The sequence below is a fragment of the Magnetospirillum sp. SS-4 genome, assembly GCF_902729425.1.
Taxonomy (GTDB): domain Bacteria; phylum Pseudomonadota; class Alphaproteobacteria; order Rhodospirillales; family Magnetospirillaceae; genus Phaeospirillum.
Genome location: NZ_CACVCH010000042.1, coordinates 46,921 through 70,707 on the forward strand (window position 1 = coordinate 46,921; position 23,787 = coordinate 70,707).

Consider the following 23,787-nt stretch of genomic DNA (forward strand, 5'->3'; position numbering starts at 1 on the left):
TCCGATCAGTAATAGTCCGCCTGGACGCGATAATCCCCGCCGATCACCAGATACTCGCCCTCGCCCTTGAGGGGATGGACCGGCAGCAAGGTGTTGAAGAAGGCGATCTTCACCGCCGGCACCCTGACGGTCAGGATGGTGTCGCCGAAACAGTCGGCGACGCCGCGATCGCTGGAGAACGACGCCAGGTTGTTGAGGCGCATGACCACGGTCTTGCGGTCCAGGCGCTCGACCACCTGATGCTCGTCGAAGGAATTGATGCCGCGATAAAGCGTGAGATGGCTCTGGCCCGGGGCGGCATGCCGGGCCAGCGCCCACTGGCAGAACTCGTAGACCATGTCGAGCTGGCAGTGGATGGAGTTGTTGTGGAACCGGCTCGACATCTTCTCTTCGACGTAGCCGGCCCATCCGGCGGTCGAGAAACGGGCGATCATCTCCTTGTGGTAGGTGGGAAACAATCCGAACCGGCTTTCGACCCAGCCCTTCAGCACCGCGCCCTCGGGGCCGTTGGAATCGAAGCCCCATCCCTTCAGCAGCCGCAGGAAGCTGGCGCGATAGCGCCGCCGCGATCCCCGGACCGGCTCCTGCTGCTCGGGATCGATGCCGAACATGGCCATCATATAGGCATGGAAGGCCTCGCCGGCGTCGGCCAGCCCTTCGGACTGTTCCAGCATCTCGAACATCTGGGCGTTCATCTCGCGCACGCCGGCGATGTGCAGGTCGCGGGGATGGTCGTTGAACGCCACGCTGCCCAGCAGGGCGGTGGACAGTCCCATCAGATTGGTGCTGTGGCCGAGATTCCGGCTGCGCTCGTCGATCATGGCGTCCTCCTTGCCCGGTCACCCCAAGCAAGAGCCATGCCTGACGGCGGCGCGGCGAAGCCGGCATCGCGCCTGTTGCTCATGCAACATTCTGTCGGCCCGTTGTCGGGTTCCGGACAGAGGCCCGCCAGGGTGCATCCCTCGACATCAATTCTGGCATTCAATTGAAATAATGGTACTTTTCCGAATTGCTGCGACGCGACATGGTTTGGCACGCCGGTTGCGATGGCCTGGATGTGGCGGCGGTTCTGCCCTCGCCGAGAGTTTCCAGAGGCCAACATCCGAAAGGACATTCCCAGGGTTCGACAGATCGCTTTCTACGGCAAGGGCGGCATCGGCAAGTCGACGACCTCCCAGAACACCCTCGCGGCCCTGGTCGAGATGGGGCAAAAGATTCTGATCGTCGGCTGCGATCCCAAGGCCGATTCCACCCGCCTGATCCTCAACACCAAGCTTCAGGACACCGTGCTGCATCTGGCTGCCAAGGCCGGCTCGGTCGAGGACCTGGAACTGGCCGACGTGATGAAGATCGGCTTCAAGGGCATCAAGTGCACCGAATCGGGCGGTCCCGAGCCGGGGGTCGGCTGCGCCGGGCGCGGCGTCATCACCGCCATCAACTTCCTGGAGGAGAATGGCGCCTACGACGACGTGGACTATGTGTCCTACGACGTGCTGGGCGACGTGGTGTGCGGCGGCTTCGCCATGCCGATCCGCGAGAACAAGGCCCAGGAAATCTACATCGTCATGTCGGGCGAGATGATGGCGCTGTTCGCCGCCAACAACATCTCCAAGGGCATTCTGAAATACGCCGGCTCGGGCGGCGTCCGTCTCGGCGGCCTGATCTGCAACGAGCGCCAGACCGACCGCGAGCTGGATCTGGCCGAGGCCCTGGCCAAGCGGCTCAACACCCAGCTGATCCACTTCGTGCCCCGCGCCAACATCGTCCAGCACGCCGAGCTGCGCCGCCAGACGGTGATCGAATACGCCCCCGATTCGGCCCAGGCCGAGGAATACCGCCAACTGGCCAGGAAGATTCACGCCAATGGCGGCAAGGGCACCATTCCGACTCCGATCTCCATGGAGGAGTTGGAGGACATGCTGGTCGAGTTCGGCATCATGAAATCGGACGAGCAGGCCCTGGCGGAACTGGAAGCCAAGGAAAAGACCCTGTGCGGCGTCGCCTGATCCGGGGCTTTCGCCTTCCACGACAAGGAGCACGGCCATGAGCCTCGATTACACCAACGACACCGCCTCCGCCGAGGCGCTGATCAGGGATGTCCTCGACCAGTATCCGGAAAAGGCGGCCAAGAAGCGCGCCCGCCACCTGTCGGTCGCCAAGCCGGCCGAGGAGGAGGGCGCCACCTCCTGCGGCGTCAAGTCCAACATCAAGTCGATCCCCGGCGTGATGACCATTCGCGGCTGCGCCTATGCCGGGTCCAAGGGCGTGGTGTGGGGACCGGTCAAGGACATGGTCCACATCAGCCACGGCCCGGTGGGCTGCGGCCAGTATTCCTGGTCCCAGCGCCGCAACTACTTCAACGGCACCGTCGGCATCGACAGCTTCGTCACCATGCAGGTCACGTCTGATTTCCAGGAACGCGACATCGTGTTCGGCGGCGACAAGAACCTGGACGTGATGATCGACGAACTGGACGAGATGTTTCCGCTGAACAAGGGCATCTCGATCCAGTCGGAATGTCCCATCGGCCTGATCGGCGACGACATCGAGGCGGTGGCCAAGAAGAAGCACAAGGAAACCGGCAAGACCATCGTGCCGGTGCGGTGCGAGGGGTTTCGCGGCGTGTCGCAGTCGCTGGGCCACCACATCGCCAACGACGCCATCCGCGACTGGGTGTTCGAGAAGGGCACGCCCGAATTCGAGACCGGCCCCTATGACGTCAACCTGATCGCCGATTACAACATCGGCGGCGACGCCTGGCCGTCCCGCAAGCTGCTCGAAGAGATGGGCCTGCGCGTCATCGGCATGTGGTCGGGCGACGCCACCCTGGCCGAGATGGCCCGCGCCCCCAAGGCCCGGCTGAACCTGATCCACTGCTACCGGTCCATGAACTATATCTGCCGGCACATGGAAGAGAAGTACGGCATCGGCTGGGTCGAATACAACTTCTTCGGCCCGACCCAGATCGCCGCCTCCTTGCGCAAGATCGCGGCCCAGTTCGACGAGACCATCCAGGCCAACGCCGAAAAGGTCATCGCCAGATACCAGCCGCTGGTCGACGCGGTGACCGCCCGCTACAAGCCCCGGCTCACCGACAAGACGGTGATGCTCTATGTCGGCGGCCTTCGTCCGCGCCACGTCACCAACGCCTACGAGGATCTGGGCATGAAGATCGTCGGCACCGGCTATGAATTCGGCCACAACGACGATTACCAGCGCACCGGCCATTACGTGAAGGAAGGCACGCTGATCTACGACGACGTCACCGGCTACGAGCTTGAGGCGTTCATCGAGAAGATCCGCCCCGATCTGGTCGGCTCCGGCATCAAGGAGAAGTACGCCACCCAGAAGATGGGGGTGCCCTTCCGCCAGATGCATTCCTGGGATTATTCGGGTCCGTATCACGGCTATGACGGCTTCGCCATCTTCGCCCGCGACATGGACATGGCCATCAACAGTCCCGTCTGGAGCAAGTTCAAGGCGCCCTGGAAGGCGGCCTGAGAGTTCCCGTCAGCCGGAATTAACTCCTCCCCGCGCGCCGCCCACCATCCGGGGGCGCGGGGAGGCGACAAGGAGAGTTGTCATGCCTCAGAGCGCCGAAAAGACCAAGGACCACGTCTCGCTGTTCCAGGAGCCGGAATATGTCGGGATGTTCGCGGCCAAGAAGGCGGCCTTCGAGTGCCGCCCCAGCGATGAAGCCGTCGCCGCCCAGGCCGAGTACACCAAGACCTGGGAATACCGCGAGAAGAACTTCGCCCGCACCAAGGCGGTGATCAATCCCGCCAAGGCCTGCCAGCCGCTGGGCGCCGTGTTCGCCGCCGCCGGGTTCGAGGGCACCATGCCCTATGTCCACGGCTCGCAGGGCTGCGTCGCCTATTTCCGCTCGCACCTCGCCCGCCACTTCAAGGAGGCGGTGCCCTGCGTGTCGGATTCCATGACCGAGGACGCGGCGGTGTTCGGCGGCCTGAACAATCTGGTGGAGGGGCTCCAGAACACCTATACCCTCTACAAGCCCAAGATGATCGCGGTCTCGACCACCTGCATGGCCGAAGTCATCGGCGACGACCTGTCGGCCTTCATCGCCACGTCGAAGGAAAAGGAATCGGTCCCCGCCGATTTCCCGGTCTCCTTCGCCCACACGCCGTCCTTCGTCGGCAGCCACACCACCGGCTACGACAACATGGTCAAGGGCGTGCTGAGCTATTTCTGGGATCGCGAGAAGGGCGAACTGAAGCCCGGCGCGTCAAACGGCAAGATCAACATCATCCCCGGCTTCGACGGCTACGCGGTCGCCAACAACCGCGAACTGAAGCGGTACATGGACGAGATGGGCGTGGACTACACCCTGCTCGGCGACGTCTCCGACGTCTACGACACCCCTTCCGACGGCACCTACCGCATGTATGACGGCGGCACGCCACTGGAGGCGGTGCGCGACGCCATCAACGCCAGGGCCACCATCGGCTTGCAGCAATACTGTTCCGACAAGACCCTGGAATACGTCGCCGCCAAGGGCCAGCCGACCGCGTCGTTCCACTATCCCATGGGCGTGGGGGCCACCGACGCGCTGCTGATGAAGATCTCGGAACTATCGGGCAAGCCCATTCCCGACAGCATCGAGAAGGAGCGTGGCCGCCTGATCGACGCCATGGCCGACAGCCAGGCCTGGCTGCACGGCAAGAAGGTGGCGGTGTTCGGCGATCCCGATTTCGTCTACGCCATGGCCGCCTTCCTGCTGGAGATGGGCTGCGAGCCGACCCATTGCCTTGCCACCAATGGCGGCAAGGATTGGGCCGAGCAGATGGAGGCCCTGTTCGCCACCTCGCCGTTCGGGGCCGGCTGCAAGGCCTGGCCGGCCAAGGATCTGTGGCACCTGCGCTCGCTGCTGTTCACCGAGCCCACCGATCTCCTGATCGGCAGTTCCTACGGCAAGTATCTGGAGAAGGACACCGGCATTCCGCTGATCCGCCTGACCTTCCCCATCTTCGACCGCCACCACCACCACCGCTTCCCCACCATGGGCTATCAGGGGGCGCTCAGGGTGCTGGTGGAAATCCTGGACCGGGTGTTCGAGAGCACCGACGCGGCCAGCGACATCTCGTTCGACCTCACGCGCTGACCCGTCCCACCGCCCTTGGCGGGTGAAGCCCCCCGGAGCCGCGATGCTCCGGGGGGCAATGCTATTCGCCGGCCTTGCGCGGGCGAAAGACGCCGGGCGGCAGGCGGGTGGTCATGTCGCACAGCGACTTCTCGATCTGGGCCTGGGTCAGGCCGTCGACCTTGGACAGATCGGCCTCGCGCAGGTCGGAACCGATCAGGATGGCGCCCTTGAGGTCGGCGCCGGCCATCCTCGCCCCCGACAGCCGGGCGCCCGACAGGTCCGAGCCCCGGAGGATGGCGCCTTCGAGGTTGCTGAGATCCAGCTTGGCGTGGCGCAATGCCGCCACCCCCAGGTTGGCGCCGGCCAGATCGGCGGCCGACAGGGTGGCGTAGCGGAAATCCGAACCGTCCAGGCGGGCGTCGGCCAGACAGGCGTCGGACAGGTCGACCTCGCGGAAGGTGGCGTTGGCGAGAATGGCGCCCGACAGATCGGCACCGGCCAGATCCATGCCCTGGAAGGTGGCGCGCTTGCCCTCAGCCCCCTTGGTTTGCAGCCATTGAAGATGCTCGGCCACCACCGCCGACAGGTCCAGGCCGGCGACATCGCCGCCCTTGCGGGGCTTGCGGCCGGTCTTTTCCAGCGCCTCCTTCCATTGCAGGCGCCGCTTCTCGGCCCGCTTGCGGGCGGCTTCGGCCTCGGGATCGGGTTTCAGGGGGGCCAGGTCGGCGGCGTCCAGCTTGCCGCCACTCGGCCGTCTGGCCGGGGCCATGTCGTCCAGGTCGAGCTTGCCGCCGCCCGGCCGTCTGGCCGGCGTCAGGTCGCCGTGGGCGAGACGTCCGGCGGGTGCCGAGGAAGAGGGGGCGGACGCCGGAGGGGAGCCGGTCATGGAAGCCAGAGCCGGGCCGGGCCGGGCGGCGGACGGAACGATTCCCTTCGCCTCCAGCCGGGCGGTCAGGGCGGCGATCTCGGGGATGACGGTGGCCGCGGTGGGGGACGGCGTCTCCACCGGCGGCAGGTCGGGCAGCGGATCGGGGTCCTTGATGTAGCTGACCCTGGGTCTGGCCTGGGCTTGGCTTGGCTTTGGCATCCGGCACGGGGCGGCCAGGGTCTCGGCCACCCGGTGGGCCAGTTCATGGCCTGAAACCGGCTTGGGAATCACGCCCTCGATGCCGATATCCTTGGCGCGGCTGACGGCATCGGCTTGCGGCGGCGGCGCCACCACCAGAACCGGCACCCGATCGTGGGGGGTGCCGGCGGGCCGGCGCAGCGCCTCGATCACCGCCAGGCCGCTTTCCGGGCCGGCGCCCAGGTCGACCAGCACCAGATCGACGCCGCGCGCCATCAGTCCGGTGGTTTCGCCGGGATCGCTGAACGGCGTGACATCCTTGACGTTGAGCTTGCGGAAGGTCTGGCGGGCCAGGAAACGGAACTGATCGTCCAGACCGAACACCAGAAGCCGGACGGGCTTCCAGTCGGTATCCGGATTGCCGCCGGTGGGATGACGCATGTAATGCTGTGCCCTTGTCCTTTTTCTTCCCCGCCCTCACCATAGTGCAAATCCGGCCGGGATGGAAACATCCCCGGCCCCAGGGAGAGACGACCGGCCCCATGACCTCCGCCACCTTGCATCGCGCCCGGGCGCTGGCGGCGCTGCTGCCGCCGCTGCTGGTGGCCGCCGGCCGGGTCGCCGCCACGGTGGCGCCGGGCAGCCACGGCCGCCGGCGGACCGGGCCGGGCGAAACGTTCTGGCAATTCCGCCGCTCGATGCCGGGCGATGCCGCCTCCGTCATCGACTGGCGGCAATCGGCGCGTTCGGACCACCTGTTCGTGCGCGAGACCGAATGGGCGGCGGCACGGACGGTCTGGCTGTGGCGCGATGCGTCCGCCTCCATGGACTGGCGTTCGGACGAACGCCTGCCCACCAAGCGCGACCGCGCCGAATTGCTGATTCTGGCCCTGGCGGCGCTGCTGCTGCGCGGCGGCGAGCGGGTGGCGCTGCTGTCCGGCGCCCAGGCCCCGGTCTCGGGCGCCGGCGCCCTGGGGCGGCTGGCGGCGGTCATGGCCCGGGACGGGGACGCCGCCGCCGTCCCGCCGCCGGTTCCGCCCCGTCACGCCACCTTGGTGCTGGTCGGCGACTTCCTGGATCCGCTGGACGAGACCGCCGCCCGCATCCGCGCCCTGGCGTCCGGCGGCGCCGCCGGCCATCTGATCCAGGTTCTCGATCCGGCCGAGGAAGCCCTGCCCTATGACGGACGTATCCGCTTCGAGGGAATGGAGGGCGAAGGCGACATGCTGGCGCGCCGCGCCCAGGACCTGCGCCCTGCCTATCGGCGGCGGCTGGCGGCTCATCGTGACGGCCTCGCCGCCCTGGCGCGCAACGCCGGCTGGAGCCTTGCCCATCACCGCACCGACCAGCCGCCGCTGCACGCCCTGCTGGCCCTGCACGCCCGCCTGGCCGGAGGCGGCCGATGACTCCGTTCCTGCCGGGCCTGGTCTTCGCGGCGCCGTGGGCGCTGGGCCTGCTGCCGCTGCTGCCGCTGCTGTGGCGGCTGCTGCGGGTGACGCCGCCGGCGCCGCGCCGGCTGCGCTTTCCCGCCATCCGCCTGCTGCTGGGGCTAAGCGGGCGCGAACAGCAGGCCGAGGCGACGCCCCCCTGGCTGCTGGCCTTGCGTCTGGCCCTGGCCGCCTGCCTGATTCTGGCGGCGGCGGGGCCGGTCGTCAATTCCACTCCCGTCGCCGGCCATGCCGACGGGGCCATGCTGGTGGTGGTCGACGACGGCTGGGCCGCCGCCCGCGACTGGCCGGAGCGCATCGCCGCCCTGGACATCCTGCTGACCGAGGCCCAGCGCGCCGCCCGGCCGGTGCTGCTGCTGACCACCGCCCCCCCTTCCGATGGTTCTCCCGTGGCCGTGTCGCGGCTGGGCCCGTCCGCCGGACTCCGCTCCGTCCTGGCCGGATTGAGCCCCAGGCCGTGGGCCGTCGACCGCAAGGCCGCGGCGGCGGCGCTGGCGCGGCTGTCCGGAGAGCGGGTGGGGCGGACGGTGTGGCTGAGCGACGGCCTGCACGACGAGGGGGCCGCCGAACTGGCGCGGACCCTGCAAGGCCTGGGCGGCGGGCTGGAACTGATGACCGGCCGGACCGGCCGCCAGTTGTTGCCGCCGGCGGAGGATTCGCCCTCCGAGCGGCTGGCGGTCCAGGTCCGGCGTCTGATCGCCGCCTTGCCGGAAACCCTGGCGGTGCGTGGGCTGGATGCCTCGGGAACCGTGCTGGTCCGCGAGGAGGTCACCCTGGAGGCCGGCGCGGCCGAGGCGACGGTGGTCCTCGCCCTGCCCTCCGACCTGCGCAACCGGCTGGTCCGCCTGGATATCGAGGGCGAACGCTCGGCCGCCGCCGTGGTTCTGCTGGACGAACGCTGGCGCCGCCGCGCGGTGGGGCTGGCCGATGGCGGCCGAAGCGCCGCCGCCGCCCTGCTCGATCCGCTGCATTACGTGGAGCGGGCGCTGGCCCCCCATGCCGATCTGCGGCGGGGGGACCTGGACGGGTTGCTGGCCGAGGATGGCCCCGAAGTGCTGATCCTCGCCGACCGGCCGCTGCCGCCCGGCCCCCTGGCCGAGCGTCTGGCCGCCGGCATCCATCAGGGCCGGGTGCTGATCCGCTTTGCCGGGCCGCTGCTGGCCGAGGCCGCCGCCGGACGGGACGGCGCCGGCGACGCGCTGTTGCCGGTTCCCCTGCGCGGCGGCGGCCGCGCCCTGGGCGGCGCCATGTCGTGGACCGCTCCGATGGCGCTGGCACCGTTTCCCGATCACGGTCCGCTGTCCGGTCTTGCCATACCCGCCGACGTGGCGGTGCGTTCGCAATTGCTGGCCGAGCCCGGCCTCGACCTCGCCGCCCACAGCTGGGCGACGCTGAGCGACGGCACGCCGCTGATCACCGCCCGGCGTCACGGCAAGGGCTGGATCGTTCTGGTTCACACCACCGGCAACGCCGAATGGAGCAATCTGGCGCTGTCCGGGCTGTTCGTCGACATGCTGCGGCGGCTGGCGGGTCTGGCCCGGGGCGGGCGGGGCGGGGCCGCCGCCGGGCCGCTGGCGCCGCTGGAGGTTCTGGACGGTTTTGGCCAGGCGCACCCGGCCGCCGGCGGGATCGCCGCCCTGACGGTGGCCGAATCTCCCCGGCCGGGCCCTCGTCATCCCCCCGGCCTTTACGGAACCGGCGAGGCGAGGCTTGCCTTCAACCTGGGGCCGGCGCTGGCGCCGCCCCGGCCGCTGGACCCGCCGCCCGGCGCCATCCTCTCCGGACTGGAGGGGCGGCGGGCCGGGCTCGACCTCGGACCGGGACTGCTGGCGGCGGCGCTGCTGCTGGCCGTGGCCGACGCCCTGGCCAGCCTGTGGCTGCGTGGCGCGCTGTTCCGGCGGGCGGGAACGGTGGCGGCGTTGCTGCTGGCGCTGCCGGTCTCCCCCGCCGGGGCCGGCGCGGCGGACAGCTTCGCCCTGGACGCCGGGTTGTCCACCCGGCTGGCCTGCATCCGCACCGGCCAGCCGGCGCTGGACCGCGATTGCCTCGCCGGGCTGAGGGGGCTGTCGGCCGCCGTCGGCCGCCGCTCCACCGCCCAACTGGCCGAGCCGGTGACGGTGGATGCCGAGCGCGATCCGGTCGTGTTCTTTCCTCTGCTGTACTGGCGGGTCGGGCCGCTTCAGCCGCCCCTTCCGGCCGCCGCCGTCGAGCGGCTCAACGCCTACATGGCGCGGGGTGGCCTGATCGTCGTGGATGCCGGTGACGACAACGACGACGCCGGCCGTGCCCGCCTGCGCGAACTGACGCGCGGGCTGGTGCTGCCGCCGCTGGAGCCGCTGGCCGCCGATCATGTGCTGAACCGCTCGTTCTATCTGCTGAAGGAAAGTCCCGGCCGCTGGGACGCGCCGCCGCCGTGGGTCGAACGTCCCAACGGCGGCGGCGGCAACGACGACGTCTCGCCGGTCGTCGTCGGCAACGCCGACTGGGTGGGGGCCTGGGCGGTGGACGAGTATGGCCGGCCGCTTCACGCGGTGGTGCCGGGCGGCGAGCGCCAGCGCGAGATCAGCCTGCGTTTCGGCGTCAATCTGGTGATGTACGCCCTGACCGGCAATTACAAGGCCGATCAGGTCCACCTTCCCGCCATCCTGGAACGGGTGGGCCGATGACGAGCGATCCATGAACCAGACGATCAGTTTGGCGCCGCTGGTTTCCTGGCCATGGCTGGCGGCCCTGGCCGTCGCCGCGACGCTGGTGGCCGGCCTGGGGCTCGCCCTCGGCGCGCGGGGCGGCGGCTGGCGGGCGCTGGTGCTGGGGGTTTTGGTGCTGGCGTTGGCCAATCCCCGGCTGGTGAGCGAGCGGCGGACCCCGTTGCCCGACACCGCCCTGGTGGTGGTGGACCAGACCCTGTCGCAGGAGGTCGACGGGCGCGCCGGACAGGCCGAGACCGCCCTGGCGGAGGTTCAGGAACGCCTGGGCCGGCTGGCCGGCCTGGACGTGCGGGTGGAGAGGGTCTCCGGCACGCCGGGGCAGGACGAGGGAACCCGACTGTTCGCCGCCGTCGACCGGGCCCTGGCGGAGGTGCCGCGCCGCCGGCTGGCCGGAGTGGTGATGATCACCGACGGCCGCGTTCACGACGTCCCCGCCGACCGGGGCCGCTCGCTCGACGCTCCGGTGCATGTGCTGCTCACCGGACGCCCCGGCGAGCGCGACCGGCGGCTGGTGCCCGGCAAGAGTCCCGGTTTCGGACTGGTGGGGCGCGACGCCGCCTTGTCGTTCCGGGTGGAGGATCAGGGAGGAGAGGGCGACGCCACCGTGACGGTGCGGCTGGACGGCCAGCCGCACGCCACCATCAGCGTGCCGCTCAACCGCGACGCCACCATCGAGATTCCCATCCGCCACGCCGGCCAGAACGTGGTGGAACTGGAGGTTGAGCCCGGCCCCGGCGAGATGTCGCCGGCCAACAACGCCGCCGCCCTGGTACTGTCGGGAGTGCGCGACCGCCTGAAGGTGCTGCTGGTCTCGGGCGAGCCCCATGCCGGCGGGCGCGCCTGGCGCAATCTGCTGAAGGCCGATCCGGCGGTCGATCTGGTTCATTTCACCATTTTGCGTCCGCCGGAAAAGGACGACCGCACCCCCATCCACGAATTGTCGCTGATCGCCTTTCCGGTTCGGGAGCTGTTCGAGGAGAAGTTGTACGACTTCGATCTGGTGATCTTCGACCGCTACCGCCGCCGGGGCGTGCTGTCGGCCGGCTATTACCGGAATCTGGCCGAATATGTCCGCCGGGGCGGAGCCTTGCTGGCGGCGGTGGGGCCGGAATTCGCCGAGGCCGGCGGCATGGGCGAGTCCGCCCTGACCGAGGTGCTGCCGGCACGGCCCGCCGGCACCTTGACCGAGCACCCGTTCCCGCCGCGCCTGACCGAGGCCGGGCGGCGACACCCCGTCACCTCGGGCCTGGCCGGATCGCGCCCGGGCGACGCTCCCTGGGGGCGCTGGATGCGTCAGGTCGACACCGCGCCGCCCCGCGGCCTGTCCGTCATGACCGGCGCCGGCGACCGGCCGCTGGTGGTGCTGGACCGGGTCGGCGACGGCCGTGTCGCCATGGTGCTGTCCGACAGCATCTGGCTGTGGGCCAAGGGGTGGGACGGCGGCGGTCCCCATGACGAACTGCTGAGGCGTCTCGCCCACTGGCTGATGAAGGAACCGGACCTGGAGGAACGTTCGCTGCGGGCCGAGGTCGCCGCCGGCTCGCTGAGCGTCATCCGCCGCTCGCTCGATTCCGGCGACGCCGAGGTGACCGTCACCGGACCCGATGGCGTTGGCCGGCCCCTGACCCTGCACGACCGCGGCGACGGCAGCGCCGCCGGCGCCATGCCGGTTTCGCGATCCGGATTGTGGCGGGTGGAGGACGACGGCGGCCTTGCCGCCATCGCCGCCGCCGGTCCGGCCTCTCCGGTCGAAATGGCGGAGCTGACCGCCGATTCCGGGGCACTGGCTCCGGTGGCCGAGGCCAGCCGGGGCGGCCTGGCCTGGCTGTCGCAAGGCGGGGTGCCCGGGTTCCGCCGGATCTCCGCCGGGGGCGCGGCCGCCGGACGCGGCTGGATGGGGCTGGTGGACAAGGGCGATTACCAGGTCGACGGCGTGCGCGACATTCCGCTGCTGCCGGCCTGGGCCCTGCTGCTGCTGGGACTGGGCGGCCTGCTGGCGGCATGGCGTCGCGAGGGCCGGGAATGATTTTTCCTCGTCATTGGACGATTCGATTTGGAATATCGGATTTGCTGATGTAAGGAGTTCTTACCTATAGGTTAAGACCGGCCGTCTGGATACACTGGCCGCGTCTAGGGGATGTCAACAGGTCGGGGGGACCAAGGGCAGTGGCGGACGAGCGATCGATCCCAAAGCCAGGCAAGCGCATCAAGGCTCTTCGCCGCGCCATTTCATGGGTCATTCCCGAATGGCAGGTCTTCATCCGCCACCCCGACGGCACGGCGGAGCAGTTCACCTTCACCCGCAAGCGCCAACTGGCCATCATCGGCGGCATGTGCGTCATCGCCATCTGGGCCGGCACGGTCTCGACCCTGCTGACCCGCCAGCCCGACGAAATCGCCGTCAAGGAACGCCATCTCGAAGAAATGATGGCCGCCACCCGCGCCGCCCAGCATCGGCTGGTCTCGTCGCAGAAGCTGGTGGCGGACATCGCCCGCGAGGTTGATCAGGTCCATTCCAACATCCTGGTCCTGGCCGAATCCAACGCCGCCCTGGCCAAGGACCATCCGGTCGGCAAGGTGGCGGCGGCTCCGGTCCGCTCCCGCGCCGGGGTGGAGGTGGGCTGGAACGAGGACGGCCTGCCGGCCAGCGACGAGGCTCGCGCCGTGCGCGATCAGGTGCGCCGGCTGGAAGGGTCGCTGGAACGGCTGCGCCAGGCCTACGCCCAGGCGCTGCACAACACCAATGCCGCGGCGTCGTCGCGGATTTTCGACGCCGAGCGGCTGCTGACCCGTCTGGGCATCGATACCCGCCAGTTGTTCGACCGTCCCCAGCGGGAAGGCGGTCGTGGCGGCCCCTTCATTCCGCTGCCGGTGACGGCGACCGATTCCGGCCTGAACGGCCTGCTGGACCGTCTCGACCGCCTCAGCGGCGTCAAGGCGGCGTTGCGCTCGGTGCCGCTGGGCGACCCGTTGCCCTCGGACCACTACGTCTCGTCCAATTTCGGCAATCGCGCCGACCCCCTCAACCGCCGCACCGGCATTCACGAAGGCATCGACCTGGTGGCGCCGCACGGCAGCCCGATCTACGCCACCGGCGAGGGCGTGGTGGAATTCGCCGGCCCCTGGGACCGTTATGGCCTGGCCATCGAGATCAATCACGGCAACGGCATCGCCACCCGTTATGCCCACCTGTCGCGCATCAAGGTCAAGGAAGGCCAGAAGGTGTCGCGTTCCACGGTGATCGGCCTGCTGGGCAATACCGGACGTTCCACCGGTCCTCACCTTCATTACGAGGTCCGCCTGTCGGACAGCCCCAAGAATCCCCTCAAGTTCATCGAGGCAGGTAGAAATGCTCCCTAAGCTCGGCAAGGCCTTCGGCGCGGTGTCCTCCGCCGCCCATTCCGTCTCCCGCTCCTCCCAGGGGCTGCCGTTGTCGGTGATCGGCCCCGACGTCCGGATCGTCGGCAACATCATCACCCAGGGCGAGATGCAGATCGATGGGCAGGTCGAGGGCGACATCTCCTGCCATCGCCTGCTGGTGGGCGAGGGGGGGCGGATCACCGGCGAGGTCTCCGCCGAGACCGTGCAGGTCCATGGCGAGCTCAACGGCAAGATCAACGCCTCCACCGTGCTGATCACCAAGTCGGGCCGGGTCACCGGCGATGTCACCCAGGACAGCCTGGAGATCGAGGCCGGCGCTTCCATGGAAGGCCGCCTGATCCGGCGTGGCAGCGTCAAGGCGCTGGAACAGCAGGCCGCCGCCGGCAAGGGCAACGGCAGCGCCGAGCCGGCCCAGATCGCGCCGCCCAAGGCCCCCGACCTGCAACAGGACGCCGCCGCCGGCAACGCCTGATTTCCGGCACCCGGCCCCGGGGCGGCGTCAGCCGCCGGTGATAGGAAAGGCCTATCAGGGTAACAATTTCCCCCGACTTGACCCCACCTGCGATCCACCTCAAGTTTTATACGGGATCAACGGTTTGGCAGCGTCCCTGTCGGAGAACACCAATGAACTACGCTCGCACGGCTCTTCTTCTCGCCGCCATGACGGGCCTGTTCGTCGCGATCGGCTGGATGGTCGGCGGACAGAGCGGCATGGTGGTCTCGTTCCTGCTGGCCCTGGCCATGAACGCCTTCGCCTACTGGAATTCGGACCGCATGGTGCTGTCCATGTACGGCGCCCGCCAGGTGGATTCCAATTCCGCCCCCGGCCTTCACGCCATGGTGGCGCGCCTGGCCGGGCGCGCCGGCCTGCCCATGCCCAAGGTCTTCATCATCGATTCGCCGCAGCCCAACGCCTTCGCCACCGGCCGCGACCCCGAGCACGCCTCGGTGGCGGCCACCACCGGGCTTTTGAACCTGCTGTCGCCGGAGGAGGTCGAGGGCGTCATGGCCCATGAACTGGCCCATGTGAAGAACCGCGATACCCTGATCATGACCATCACCGCCACCATCGCCGGCGCCATCGGCATGATCGCCCAGTTCGGCATGTTCTTTGGCGGCTCGCACCGCAATGACGAAAACGGCGGCTCGCCGCTGGGCGCGGTCGGCATGCTCCTGGTGGCCATCATAGCCCCCATGGCGGCGATGCTGGTGCAGATGGCGATTTCGCGCGGGCGGGAATACGCCGCCGACGCCGAGGGCGCCGCCATCTGCGGCAATCCGCTGTGGCTGGCCTCGGCGCTGGCGCGGCTCGACGCCGGCGTCCACGCCATTCCCAATCACCGGGCCGAGGCCAATCCGGCCACCGCCCATCTGTTCATCGTCAACCCGCTGGCCGGCGGCGCCGTCGACAGCCTGTTCTCGACCCATCCCAGCATGGCGAACCGCATCGACGCGCTGCGCCGGATGACGGCCGCCGCCCCGCCGCCGATGCCGCCGCGCGGTTTCGGCCGCCGTCGCGGGCCGTGGGGCTGAACGGATGACCCTTGCCCTCGAACTGGCGGTCATCGGCTTCCTGGTCATCTTGAACGGCTGGTTCGCCATGTCGGAGATGGCGGTGGTGTCGGCACGGCGCGCCCGGCTGGCGGCGCGGGCCGCCGACGGCAGCCGGGGAGCGGAGGCGGCGCTGGCCCTGGCCGACAATCCGGGGCGGTTCCTGTCCTCGGTCCAGATCGGCATCACCCTGATCGGCATCCTGGCCGGCGCCTATTCCGGCGCCACCCTGACCAGCCAACTGGCCGCCTGGATCGCCCAGTGGCCGGCCCTGGCGCCGGCGGCCGACATTCTCTCCATGGCCGTGGTGGTGGGGGCCATCACCTACGCCTCGCTGATCTTCGGCGAGCTGGTGCCCAAGCACATCGCCCTGGCCAATCCCGAGGGCATCGCCGCGCTGATCGCGCGGCCCATGACCAGGGTGGCCCGTCTGGCGGCGCCCGCCGTCTGGCTGCTGGAACATTCCAGCCAGGCGATTCTCGCCATCTTGCGGATACGCAAGTCCGATGATTCGGCGGTGACCGAGGAAGAGGTCCGGGCCATGATCGCCGAAGGCACCGAGACCGGCGTGTTCAACCCCAGGGAACAGGAACTTCTGGCCGGCGTCATGCGGTTCGGCGACCGCAAGGTCCGGGCGATCATGACGCCGCGCAGCGAGGTCGAGATGATCGGCCTCGACTGGGATTTCGAACGCATCCGCGCGACGCTACGCCAAAGCCGGCATTCGCGCTTTCCGGTCTTTCGCGGCGATTCCGACGACGTCATCGGGCTGGTCCAGGCCAAGACCGTGCTGCACGCCCTGCTGGACGGTGGGGCGCTGGACGTGGCCGGGCTGGTCGAACCGCTGGAGGTGGTTCACGACAACGGGCCGGCGCTTCGGGTTCTCGACACCCTGCGCGGTTCCGCCATCCACATGGCGCTGGTGGTCGACGAATACGGCAGCGTCCAGGGCGTCGTCACCCCCTCGGACATCTTGGGGGCCATCGCCGGGCGGCTGGAGGACGGCGATGGCGACGAGGGCGAATCGCTGGTGCGGCGCGACGACGGTTCGTTCCTGGTGGACGGCGACATGGCCGCCGATCTGGTGGCCGAGCGCATCGGCTGCCGCATCATGGACGAGGACGACGCCGATTACGCCACCGTCGCCGGCTTCATCCTGGCCAAGTCGCGCACCATTCCCGCCACCGGCGACAGCTTCGTCTGGGGCGGCTGGCGATTCGAGGTGGTTGACATGGACGGCCGCCGCATCGACAAGGTAATGATCGGGCGACAGCCGGAAGAGACCGGCTGATCCCCACGCCAGGATCAGAGGACCGCCGCACGGCATCATGCCCCATTCCCCCATCATCGATTCCCTGATCTTCCTGGTGGTGGCGGTGGTGGTGACGCCGCTGTGCCGGCGGGTTGGCGTCAGCCCCATCCTCGGCTATCTGCTGGCCGGCACCCTGATCGGTCCCCACGGCCTGCATGTGATCGCCGAGACCGACAGCACCCGGCTGCTGGCGGAACTGGGCATCGTCTTCCTGCTGTTCATGATCGGGCTGGAACTGTCGCCGGAGCGCCTGCGCGTCATCCGCCACTACATCTTCGGACTGGGCAGCGCCCAGGTGGCGGTGACCGCCGGGCTGATCGGCGGCGGCGCCGTCCTGATGGGGATGGAGCCCCGCGCCGCCATCGTGGTGGGAATGGCGCTGGCGTTCTCGTCCACCGCCTTCGTGCTGCAAGTGCTGAACGAGCGCGGCGAGCTGACCAGCCAGAGCGGTCGCGTCGCCATCGCCGTCCTGATCCTCCAGGATCTGGCGGTGGTGCCGCTGCTGGTGCTGGTGCCGATGCTGGGCGCCAGCGAGTCCACCATCTTGTCGGCGGTGGGCATCGCCTCGGCCAAGGCCATCGCCGCCATGCTCGTCATCGTCGTGGTGGCCCGCATCGCCATCCGCCCGCTGTTCAAGGTGGTGGCCGACGCCAAGTCGCCCGAGGTCTTCGTCGCCGCCGCGCTGCTGGTGGTGATCGGCACCAGTTTCGCCACCGAGCATGCCGGATTGTCGCTGTCGCTGGGCGCCTTCCTGGCCGGGGTGATGCTGGCCAGCACCGAATACCGCCATCAGGTCGAGGCCGATCTGCAACCGATTCGCGGCCTGTTGCTGGGGCTGTTCTTCCTGACCGTCGGCATGGTGATCGACCCCGGCGACGTTCTGGTCCAGTGGGCGCCGCTGCTGGCGATCCTGGCGGCGCTGGTGGTGGTCAAGGCGTTGGTGATCGCCGGGCTGGGCCTGCTGTTCCGCTTTCCCGCAGCGGTGGCGCTGAATATCGGGCTGTTGCTGGCCCAGGGCGGCGAATTCGCCTTCGTGGTGCTGGGCCGCGCCGAGGGCGCCCGGCTGCTGAGCCCCCAGACCGCCGGCCTGCTGATGACGGTGGTCGCCCTCAGCATGGCCCTGACTCCGGCGCTGGCGGCGCTGGGCGACGCGGCGCTGCGCCGTCGCCAACAGGCCGACGGCGAGCGCAACGCCCCCGATTCCCAGGTCAAGGACCTGACCGATCACGTCATCTTGTGCGGCTTTGGCCGGGTCGGGCAGACGGTGGCGTCGGTGCTGCGCCAGATGGAGATACCCTTCGTCGCCATCGACCGGGTGCCCCAGACGGTGGAGCAGTTCCGCGAGCGGGGCGACATGATCTATTACGGCGACGCCCGCAAGCTCGACCTGTTCCGCTCGCTGGGGGCGGCCAGGGCGCGGGCCATCATCCTGACCATCGATTCCGGCTCGACGAGGGAACGTATCGTCACCCGCCTGCGCAAGGAGTTTCCCTCCATCCATCTTCTGGCCCGCGCCCGCGACCGCCGCCAGCAGAAGAACCTGGAGGCCATGGGCGCCGACGTGGTGGTGCCCGAGGCGGTGGAGGGCAGCCTGCAACTGGCCGGCGCCCTGCTGCGGCTGCTGGGGGCTCCGCCGGATGAAATCCGCGAGGTGATCGATGGTTACCGCCGCAACGACTACGCCAAGCTGCTGGAGCAGGTTCCCAAGGTGGGGTAGGGGGGGGGCGCAAAGCATCTTCCCAGCCCCGGCCGGCACGGCTATCTTGTCGTCATGACCGAACGCCGCCGGCCGCAGCGCGACCGCCCGAACGTCGTGGAAATCGTCGTCCGCGTCCCCGCCGACAGGGCCGACGCGGTCCGCGCCTATGCCGGCCGGGTGGCGAAGCGGCGCCAGCCCATTTCCCGCGACGAGGTGGTGGAGCGGTTGCGCCGGCATGCCGATATCCTCGAACGCTTCGGCGTCCGCTCGCTGGCCCTGTTCGGCTCGGTGGTGCGCGACGAGGCCAAGCCCACCAGCGACATCGACCTGATGGTCGACTTCCACCCCGGCCAGCCCGGCGGCCTGTTCCGCTTCGTCGAGCTGAAGCACGCCCTGGAGGGGCTGCTGGGCCGTCCGGTCGACCTGATCACCTCGGGCAACATCAAGCCGCGCCTGAAGAAGCGCATCCTGGCCGAGTGTTTTCCCATCTATGGCGAGGAGGCCTGCCCGACTTGACCTTCAAGGACTGGCGCGTGCGCATCGAGGATATCCTGGAAGCCGTCGAGCGCATCCGGCGCTATACCGCCGGCATGACCGAGGAGGCCTTCATCGCCGATGGCCGCACGGTGGACGCGGTGATCCGCAATCTGGAAATCGTCGGCGAGGCGGCGAAACGGGTTCCCGCCCCCATCTGCGACCGTCATCCCGAAATTCCCTGGAGCCGCATGACCGAGATGCGCAACATCCTGGTTCACGAATACCATTCGATCGACCCGGCCATCGTATTCGACACCATCCGCCACGACTTGCCGCCGCTGGTGGGGCCGCTGCGGTCGGTGCTGAACGGCGACTGATGGAGGGGAAGGTGGTTTCCATCCTGATCACCGGCGCCTCGTCCGGCCTGGGGGCCGCCCTGGCCCGCGCCCACGCCCGGCCGGGCGCCGTCCTGCACCTGGGCGGCCGCGACGCCGCCCGGCTGGAGGCGGTGGCCGAATCCTGCCGCGTCCGGGGAGGCGAAGCATTCGCCGAGACCGTCGATGTCGTCGACCGCGACGCCATGGCGGCCTGGGTGGAACGCTCCGAACGAAGGCGGGCGCTGGACACGGTCATCGCCAATGCGGGCATCTCGGCCGGCACCCATGGCGGTGACGAGGGCGCCGGTCAGGTCCGCGCCATTTTCGCCGTCAACGTCGATGGCGTGGTCAACACCGTCATGCCGGCCATCGCCCCCATGCGGTCTCGGCGGCGGGGCCGCATCGCCATCATGAGTTCCCTGGCCGGTTTTCGCGGTTTTCCCGGCGCGCCGGCCTATTGCGCCTCCAAGGCCCTGGCAAGGGTGTGGGGGGAAGGGCTGCGGGGCCAACTGGCCGCCGACGGCATCGCCGTATCGGTCGTCTGCCCCGGCTTCGTCGATACCCCCATGACGGCGGTGAACCCCTTTCGCATGCCGCTGCTGATGGATGCCGACCGCGCCGCCGCCCTGATCGTCCGGGGGCTGGAGCACGGCCGGGGCCGCATCGCCTTTCCCTGGCCCATGCATCTTCTGGCCCGGCTGGCCGGCTGCCTGCCCAGCGGAATGATGGATGTGCTGGGCCGGCGGATGCCGCGCAAGTAAGGCCGCTTGTCCGTTGTCCGGCGGCCGCCGCGAGGTGGCCGGAACCCGACAAGTCGAGACCGGGCGGGTCGAGGAGGTGAAGATGGAACTCATATGCAGAATTGATGCCGGCCGATGAGCGTGAGAAGGAAAAAATATCCCGATCGGTTGGGATGGCTTCCAGCAACCCTGATGCCGTTTACAACGATGCCGATATGTTGCATGGTCATCCGGCAATGACCTTAGTCGCCGACACGATCCGCCTGCTGATTATTGAAGACAACCCTGGCGACCAGCGGTTGATCGAGATAGAGCTTGCCGACGCCATGCTCGGCTGGACGACGCGGTGCTGCTCGACCCTGGCCGAGGCCGAGGCCCTGGCGCCGTTCGACGATTTCGACTGCATCTTGTCCGATCTTGGCCTGCCCGACGCCTCGGGCATCCAGTCGGTGCGGTCGCTGCGGTCGTGGGCGCCCGACAAGACCCTGGTGGTGCTGACCTGCCTCGACGACGAACGGGTGGCGCAGGAAGCCATCCGGGCCGGCGCCCAGGATTACGTGGTGAAGTCCGAGGCCGGCCTGACCATGCTGCCCAGGGTCATCCGTCACGCCATGGAGCGTCAGCACGGCAAGTGCGCGCTGGAAGCCTCGCGCCGCACCAATCAGGCGCTGCTGGACGCCAGCCACGACGTCGCCCTGCTGCTGGACGCCGAGGGCGCCATCCTCACCTTGAACGCCGAGGCCGAGCAATATCTGGGATTGCCGGCCGAGCAGCTGATCGGGCGATCATTGTTCGAGGTGATGCCCCAGTCCCTGGCCTCTCACCGCCGGTCCTATCTGGCCCAGGCGCTGGAGACCGGCCGGACGGTCGAGTTCGAGGACACCGACGGGCTGCACTGGTTCGCCAACCGCATGCTGGCGGTGGCGGGGGTGACGCCGGGCGAGCATCGTCTCGCCATGTTCTCGCGCGATGTCTCCTCGGAACGGGCCGCGGCCGCCAAGCTGGCCGAAGCCAAGGAGGAGGCCGATTTCGCCAATCGCGCCAAGACCGAGTTCATGGGCCGGATGAGCAGGGATATCCGCACCCCTCTCAACGACGTCATCGGCTTTTCCGAACTGATCGCCAGCGAGATGCTGGGGCCGCTGATTCCGGCCGGCTATCGCGACTACGCCGATTCCATCCTCAATTCCGGCACCCAGATTCTCAAGCTGATCGACCGCATCACCGATGTCTCCATGCTGGAATCCGCCCTGCTGAAGGACGAGGTGTCGTATCGCGATCTGGTGGAGCTGTCGCCCGACCTGATCTGCGTTTGCGTCGACGGCATCATCGAACGCATCAACGCCGCCGGGCTCGGCATGCTGCGGGCGCCGTCGGCGGCGGCCTGCGAAGGCAAGAACATCGCCGAATTCATCCATTCCGACTATCGGACCATCTTCGATGGCGGCCTGGAGGCGCTGTACGAGGAAGGTCATCCGCTGCCGATCAAGGTGGTGACCTTCGCCGGCCGCATCCGCGACGTCGAGCTGTCGGCGGTGCCGCTGCACCGCGAGAACCAGAACGCCACCCTGCTGGTCGGGCGCGACACCACCGAGGTGACCGCCGCCATGCGGGCGGTGGCGGCGCGCGAACACCGCATCCGCGCCATCATGGATACGGTGCTGGACGGCATCGTCACCATCGACGAGGACGGCACCATCCTGAACGCCAACCTGTCGGTGGAGCGCATCTTCGGCTATTCGCTGTCGGAACTGGTGGGGGCCAACGTCTCGGTCCTGATGCCGGAGCCCGATGCCGGCCATCACGACCAGTACATCAAGACCTATCTGGAGACCGGAATCGGCGCCATCATCGGCATCGGCCGCGAGGTGATGGGCAAGCGCAAGGACGGGGTGGTGTTTCCCGTCCACCTGTCGGTCTCGGAACTGCGCGTGGACAAGCGCCGCCTGTTCACCGGCACCATCCGCGACCTGACCGAGAACAAGCAGCTGGCGCAGCGCGTCGCCTATCTGGCCAATCACGATCCGTTGACCGATCTGCCCAACCGTTCGCTGCTGATGGACCGCCTGGGGCAGGCGGTGGCGATGGCGCGGGCCGCCGGCGTGCATGTGGCGGTGCTGACCGTCGACCTGGACGGCTTTACCACCATCAACGATTCCCTGGGGCACGAGGTCGGCAACGGCCTGCTGCGCGAGACCGCCCGCCGGCTGGCCCAGGCGGTCGGCACCGGCGGCACCGCCGCCCGGCTGGCCGGCGACGAGTTCGCCGTGGTGCTGCCGCAGCTGAAGGACCTGCCCGACGTCACCGAGGCGGTGGAGCAGATTCGCCAGGCCCTGTTGCGGCCGCACATGATCCATGGCTCGGAACTGGTGATTCCGGTGGACATGGGGGTCTCGGTCTATCCCCGCGACGGCGACGACGCCCTGGACCTGCTGCGCAACGCCGAGATGGCGTTGCACGCCATCAAGCGTCACGCCGACGAACGTCTGGGCTTCTTCGACGCCGCCATGTCCTATGCGGTGTCCGAGCGTATGACCCTGGAACGTTCGATCAAGGACGCCCTCAGGGCGGAACAGTTCGAGTTGTTCTACCAGCCGCAGATCGATCTCAGGACCCACAAGCTGATGGGGGCCGAGGCGCTGATCCGCTGGCGCCATCCCGAACTGGGCATCATCACGCCGGACAAGTTCATTCCGGTGGCCGAGGAAACCGGCCTGATCGTTCCCATGGGGACCTGGGTGCTGGAGACCGCCTGCCGCGAATTGCGGCGCTGGAACGACGCCGGGCTGGGCGATATCCGCATCGGCGTCAACGTGTCGGGGCGCCAGTTCCGCGAGCAGGACCTGCCGGCCATCGTCGCCGAGGCCATCGCCGAGTCCGGGATCAATCCGATGCATCTCGATCTGGAACTGACCGAGAGCATGCTGATGGTCGACGGCGAGGGGACGCTGAAGATGCTGCGCGCCCTGGCCCGGCTGGGGGTGTCGCTGTCCATCGACGATTTCGGCACCGGCTATTCGTCGCTGGCCTATCTCAAGCGCTTTCCCATCAACACCGTCAAGATCGACCGCGCCTTCGTCAAGGATATCGACCAGGACGAGGATGGCCGCGTCATCGCCAACGCCATCATCTCGCTGGCCCATTCGCTGTCGCTGAAGACCATCGCCGAGGGTGTCGAGACCGAGGCCCAGGCCGCCTTGCTGGCTCGGCACGGCTGCGACGAGATCCAGGGCTATCTGATCGGGCGTCCGCTGCCTGTGGCGGACTTCACCGCTTTCGCCGCCAATTATGATTCTCGCGTCCGGACTCTCGCTTCCAGTCCGCCGGCGGGATAACACTGAGGAATACGGGTCATGACCGGAACCGTCGTCATCGTCGAGGACAACGCGATGAACATGAAGCTCCTGGAGCAGGCGCTCAGCATCGCCGGCTATCAGACCGTGAAGTCGTCCGATGGCGAGGGGCTGGTGGACATCACCGCCTCCAGCGGCGCGGCCGTCATCCTGATGGACATCCAGCTGCCGAAGTATTCCGGCGTCGACCTGCTGAAGCTGCTGAAGGCAGACGACCGCACCAGGGCGGTGCCGGTGGTGGCGGTGACCGCCTTCGCCGATCCCGATTCCGTGGCGGGATTTCTGGAAGCTGGATTTGAGCAGGTGATCACCAAGCCCATCTCCATCCGCAAGCTGCTGGACGAGGTGGCGCGCTATTGCGGCGCCAAGGGATAGGCGCGTTTCGGTGCGGTTCTGGCGAAGACCGGCCTGAACCCGCGTCTTGGCCGTAGGTGGGCCGATGCCGACGCGGCCTGCGAATTCGTCCAGGGTCCCGCCGTCGAGCGGGGCGACGGCAAAGTGTTTCGGTTGGCGCGCGCGCGACCATTCTATATGCTGCCTCTCCCTCGGCAGCGTCCGCCACCACCACGACTGA

The 23,787-nt window shown here is 68.6% G+C and carries 18 protein-coding genes; 16 read left to right on the plus strand and 2 right to left on the minus strand.

The genetic code is table 11. The annotated features are described in order from the left end of the window. Nucleotides 1-5: 5 nt before the first annotated feature. Nucleotides 6-821, minus strand: a complete 816-nt coding sequence (locus MTBSS4_RS05435) for an NAD(+)--dinitrogen-reductase ADP-D-ribosyltransferase (protein ID WP_173982382.1) — start codon at nt 819-821, stop codon at nt 6-8. 291 nt (nt 822-1,112) lie between these two features. On the opposite strand from MTBSS4_RS05435, the gene nifH reads away from it, so the two are divergent. From nifH to nifK, 3 genes are all read left to right on the plus strand, one after another. Beyond that, on the plus strand, nt 1,113-2,006 hold the full coding sequence (nifH, locus tag MTBSS4_RS05440) for a nitrogenase iron protein (protein WP_173982435.1): 894 nt from the start codon (nt 1,113-1,115) through the stop codon (nt 2,004-2,006). Nucleotides 2,007-2,043: 37 nt separating this feature from the next. Further along, complete coding sequence (nifD, locus tag MTBSS4_RS05445; protein WP_173982383.1) at nt 2,044-3,501, plus strand: nitrogenase molybdenum-iron protein alpha chain; 1,458 nt, start codon at nt 2,044-2,046, stop codon at nt 3,499-3,501. Between the two features lie 82 nt (nt 3,502-3,583). Then, the gene (gene nifK / locus MTBSS4_RS05450; RefSeq protein ID WP_173982384.1) at nt 3,584-5,119 is read left to right on the plus strand and encodes a nitrogenase molybdenum-iron protein subunit beta; all 1,536 of its coding nucleotides are present in this window, start codon (nt 3,584-3,586) and stop codon (nt 5,117-5,119) included. A 61-nt stretch (nt 5,120-5,180) separates the two neighbouring features. Here the strand turns inward: nifK and MTBSS4_RS05455 are convergent, their stop codons facing one another. Then, nucleotides 5,181-6,608, minus strand: a complete 1,428-nt coding sequence (locus tag MTBSS4_RS05455; RefSeq protein ID WP_173982385.1) for a pentapeptide repeat-containing protein — start codon at nt 6,606-6,608, stop codon at nt 5,181-5,183. A gap of 101 nt (nt 6,609-6,709) precedes the next feature. Here MTBSS4_RS05455 and MTBSS4_RS05460 point away from each other — a divergent pair, with 101 nt between their 5' ends. The 13 genes from MTBSS4_RS05460 to MTBSS4_RS05520 all read left to right on the plus strand — a co-directional run bounded on the left by MTBSS4_RS05460 (nt 6,710) and on the right by MTBSS4_RS05520 (nt 23,588). After that, complete coding sequence (locus tag MTBSS4_RS05460) at nt 6,710-7,573, plus strand: DUF58 domain-containing protein (protein WP_173982386.1); 864 nt, start codon at nt 6,710-6,712, stop codon at nt 7,571-7,573. Continuing rightward, the gene (locus MTBSS4_RS05465; RefSeq protein ID WP_173982387.1) at nt 7,570-10,281 is read left to right on the plus strand and encodes a DUF4159 domain-containing protein; all 2,712 of its coding nucleotides are present in this window, start codon (nt 7,570-7,572) and stop codon (nt 10,279-10,281) included. The genes MTBSS4_RS05460 and MTBSS4_RS05465 overlap by 4 nt, the downstream gene beginning before the upstream one ends. A gap of 10 nt (nt 10,282-10,291) precedes the next feature. Beyond that, nucleotides 10,292-12,349: a hypothetical protein gene (locus tag MTBSS4_RS05470; RefSeq protein ID WP_173982388.1), complete on the plus strand. Its 2,058-nt coding sequence runs from the start codon at nt 10,292-10,294 to the stop codon at nt 12,347-12,349. A gap of 140 nt (nt 12,350-12,489) precedes the next feature. Next, the gene (locus tag MTBSS4_RS05475; protein ID WP_173982389.1) at nt 12,490-13,683 is read left to right on the plus strand and encodes a M23 family metallopeptidase; all 1,194 of its coding nucleotides are present in this window, start codon (nt 12,490-12,492) and stop codon (nt 13,681-13,683) included. Then, on the plus strand, nt 13,673-14,176 hold the full coding sequence (locus MTBSS4_RS05480; protein WP_254432393.1) for a polymer-forming cytoskeletal protein: 504 nt from the start codon (nt 13,673-13,675) through the stop codon (nt 14,174-14,176). The genes MTBSS4_RS05475 and MTBSS4_RS05480 overlap by 11 nt, the downstream gene beginning before the upstream one ends. A gap of 152 nt (nt 14,177-14,328) precedes the next feature. Further along, nucleotides 14,329-15,237 (plus strand): zinc metalloprotease HtpX, encoded by a 909-nt coding sequence (gene htpX / locus MTBSS4_RS05485; RefSeq protein ID WP_173982390.1) that lies wholly within the window; start codon nt 14,329-14,331, stop codon nt 15,235-15,237. 4 nt (nt 15,238-15,241) lie between these two features. Then, complete coding sequence (locus MTBSS4_RS05490; protein WP_173982391.1) at nt 15,242-16,546, plus strand: hemolysin family protein; 1,305 nt, start codon at nt 15,242-15,244, stop codon at nt 16,544-16,546. Between the two features lie 37 nt (nt 16,547-16,583). Then, entirely contained in the window at nt 16,584-18,284 is a 1,701-nt protein-coding gene (locus MTBSS4_RS05495) for a monovalent cation:proton antiporter-2 (CPA2) family protein (RefSeq protein WP_173982392.1), read from the plus strand. A 54-nt stretch (nt 18,285-18,338) separates the two neighbouring features. Further along, on the plus strand, nt 18,339-18,782 hold the full coding sequence (locus MTBSS4_RS05500) for a nucleotidyltransferase family protein (RefSeq protein WP_173982393.1): 444 nt from the start codon (nt 18,339-18,341) through the stop codon (nt 18,780-18,782). Continuing rightward, nucleotides 18,779-19,120 (plus strand): DUF86 domain-containing protein, encoded by a 342-nt coding sequence (locus MTBSS4_RS05505; RefSeq protein ID WP_173982394.1) that lies wholly within the window; start codon nt 18,779-18,781, stop codon nt 19,118-19,120. The genes MTBSS4_RS05500 and MTBSS4_RS05505 overlap by 4 nt, the downstream gene beginning before the upstream one ends. An 11-nt stretch (nt 19,121-19,131) precedes the next feature. Next, the gene (locus MTBSS4_RS05510; RefSeq protein WP_254432394.1) at nt 19,132-19,881 is read left to right on the plus strand and encodes an SDR family oxidoreductase; all 750 of its coding nucleotides are present in this window, start codon (nt 19,132-19,134) and stop codon (nt 19,879-19,881) included. Between the two features lie 215 nt (nt 19,882-20,096). Next, nucleotides 20,097-23,195: an EAL domain-containing protein gene (locus tag MTBSS4_RS05515; RefSeq protein WP_254432395.1), complete on the plus strand. Its 3,099-nt coding sequence runs from the start codon at nt 20,097-20,099 to the stop codon at nt 23,193-23,195. A gap of 18 nt (nt 23,196-23,213) precedes the next feature. After that, on the plus strand, nt 23,214-23,588 hold the full coding sequence (locus MTBSS4_RS05520) for a response regulator (protein WP_173982396.1): 375 nt from the start codon (nt 23,214-23,216) through the stop codon (nt 23,586-23,588). The last annotated feature ends 199 nt before the right edge of the window (nt 23,589-23,787 follow it).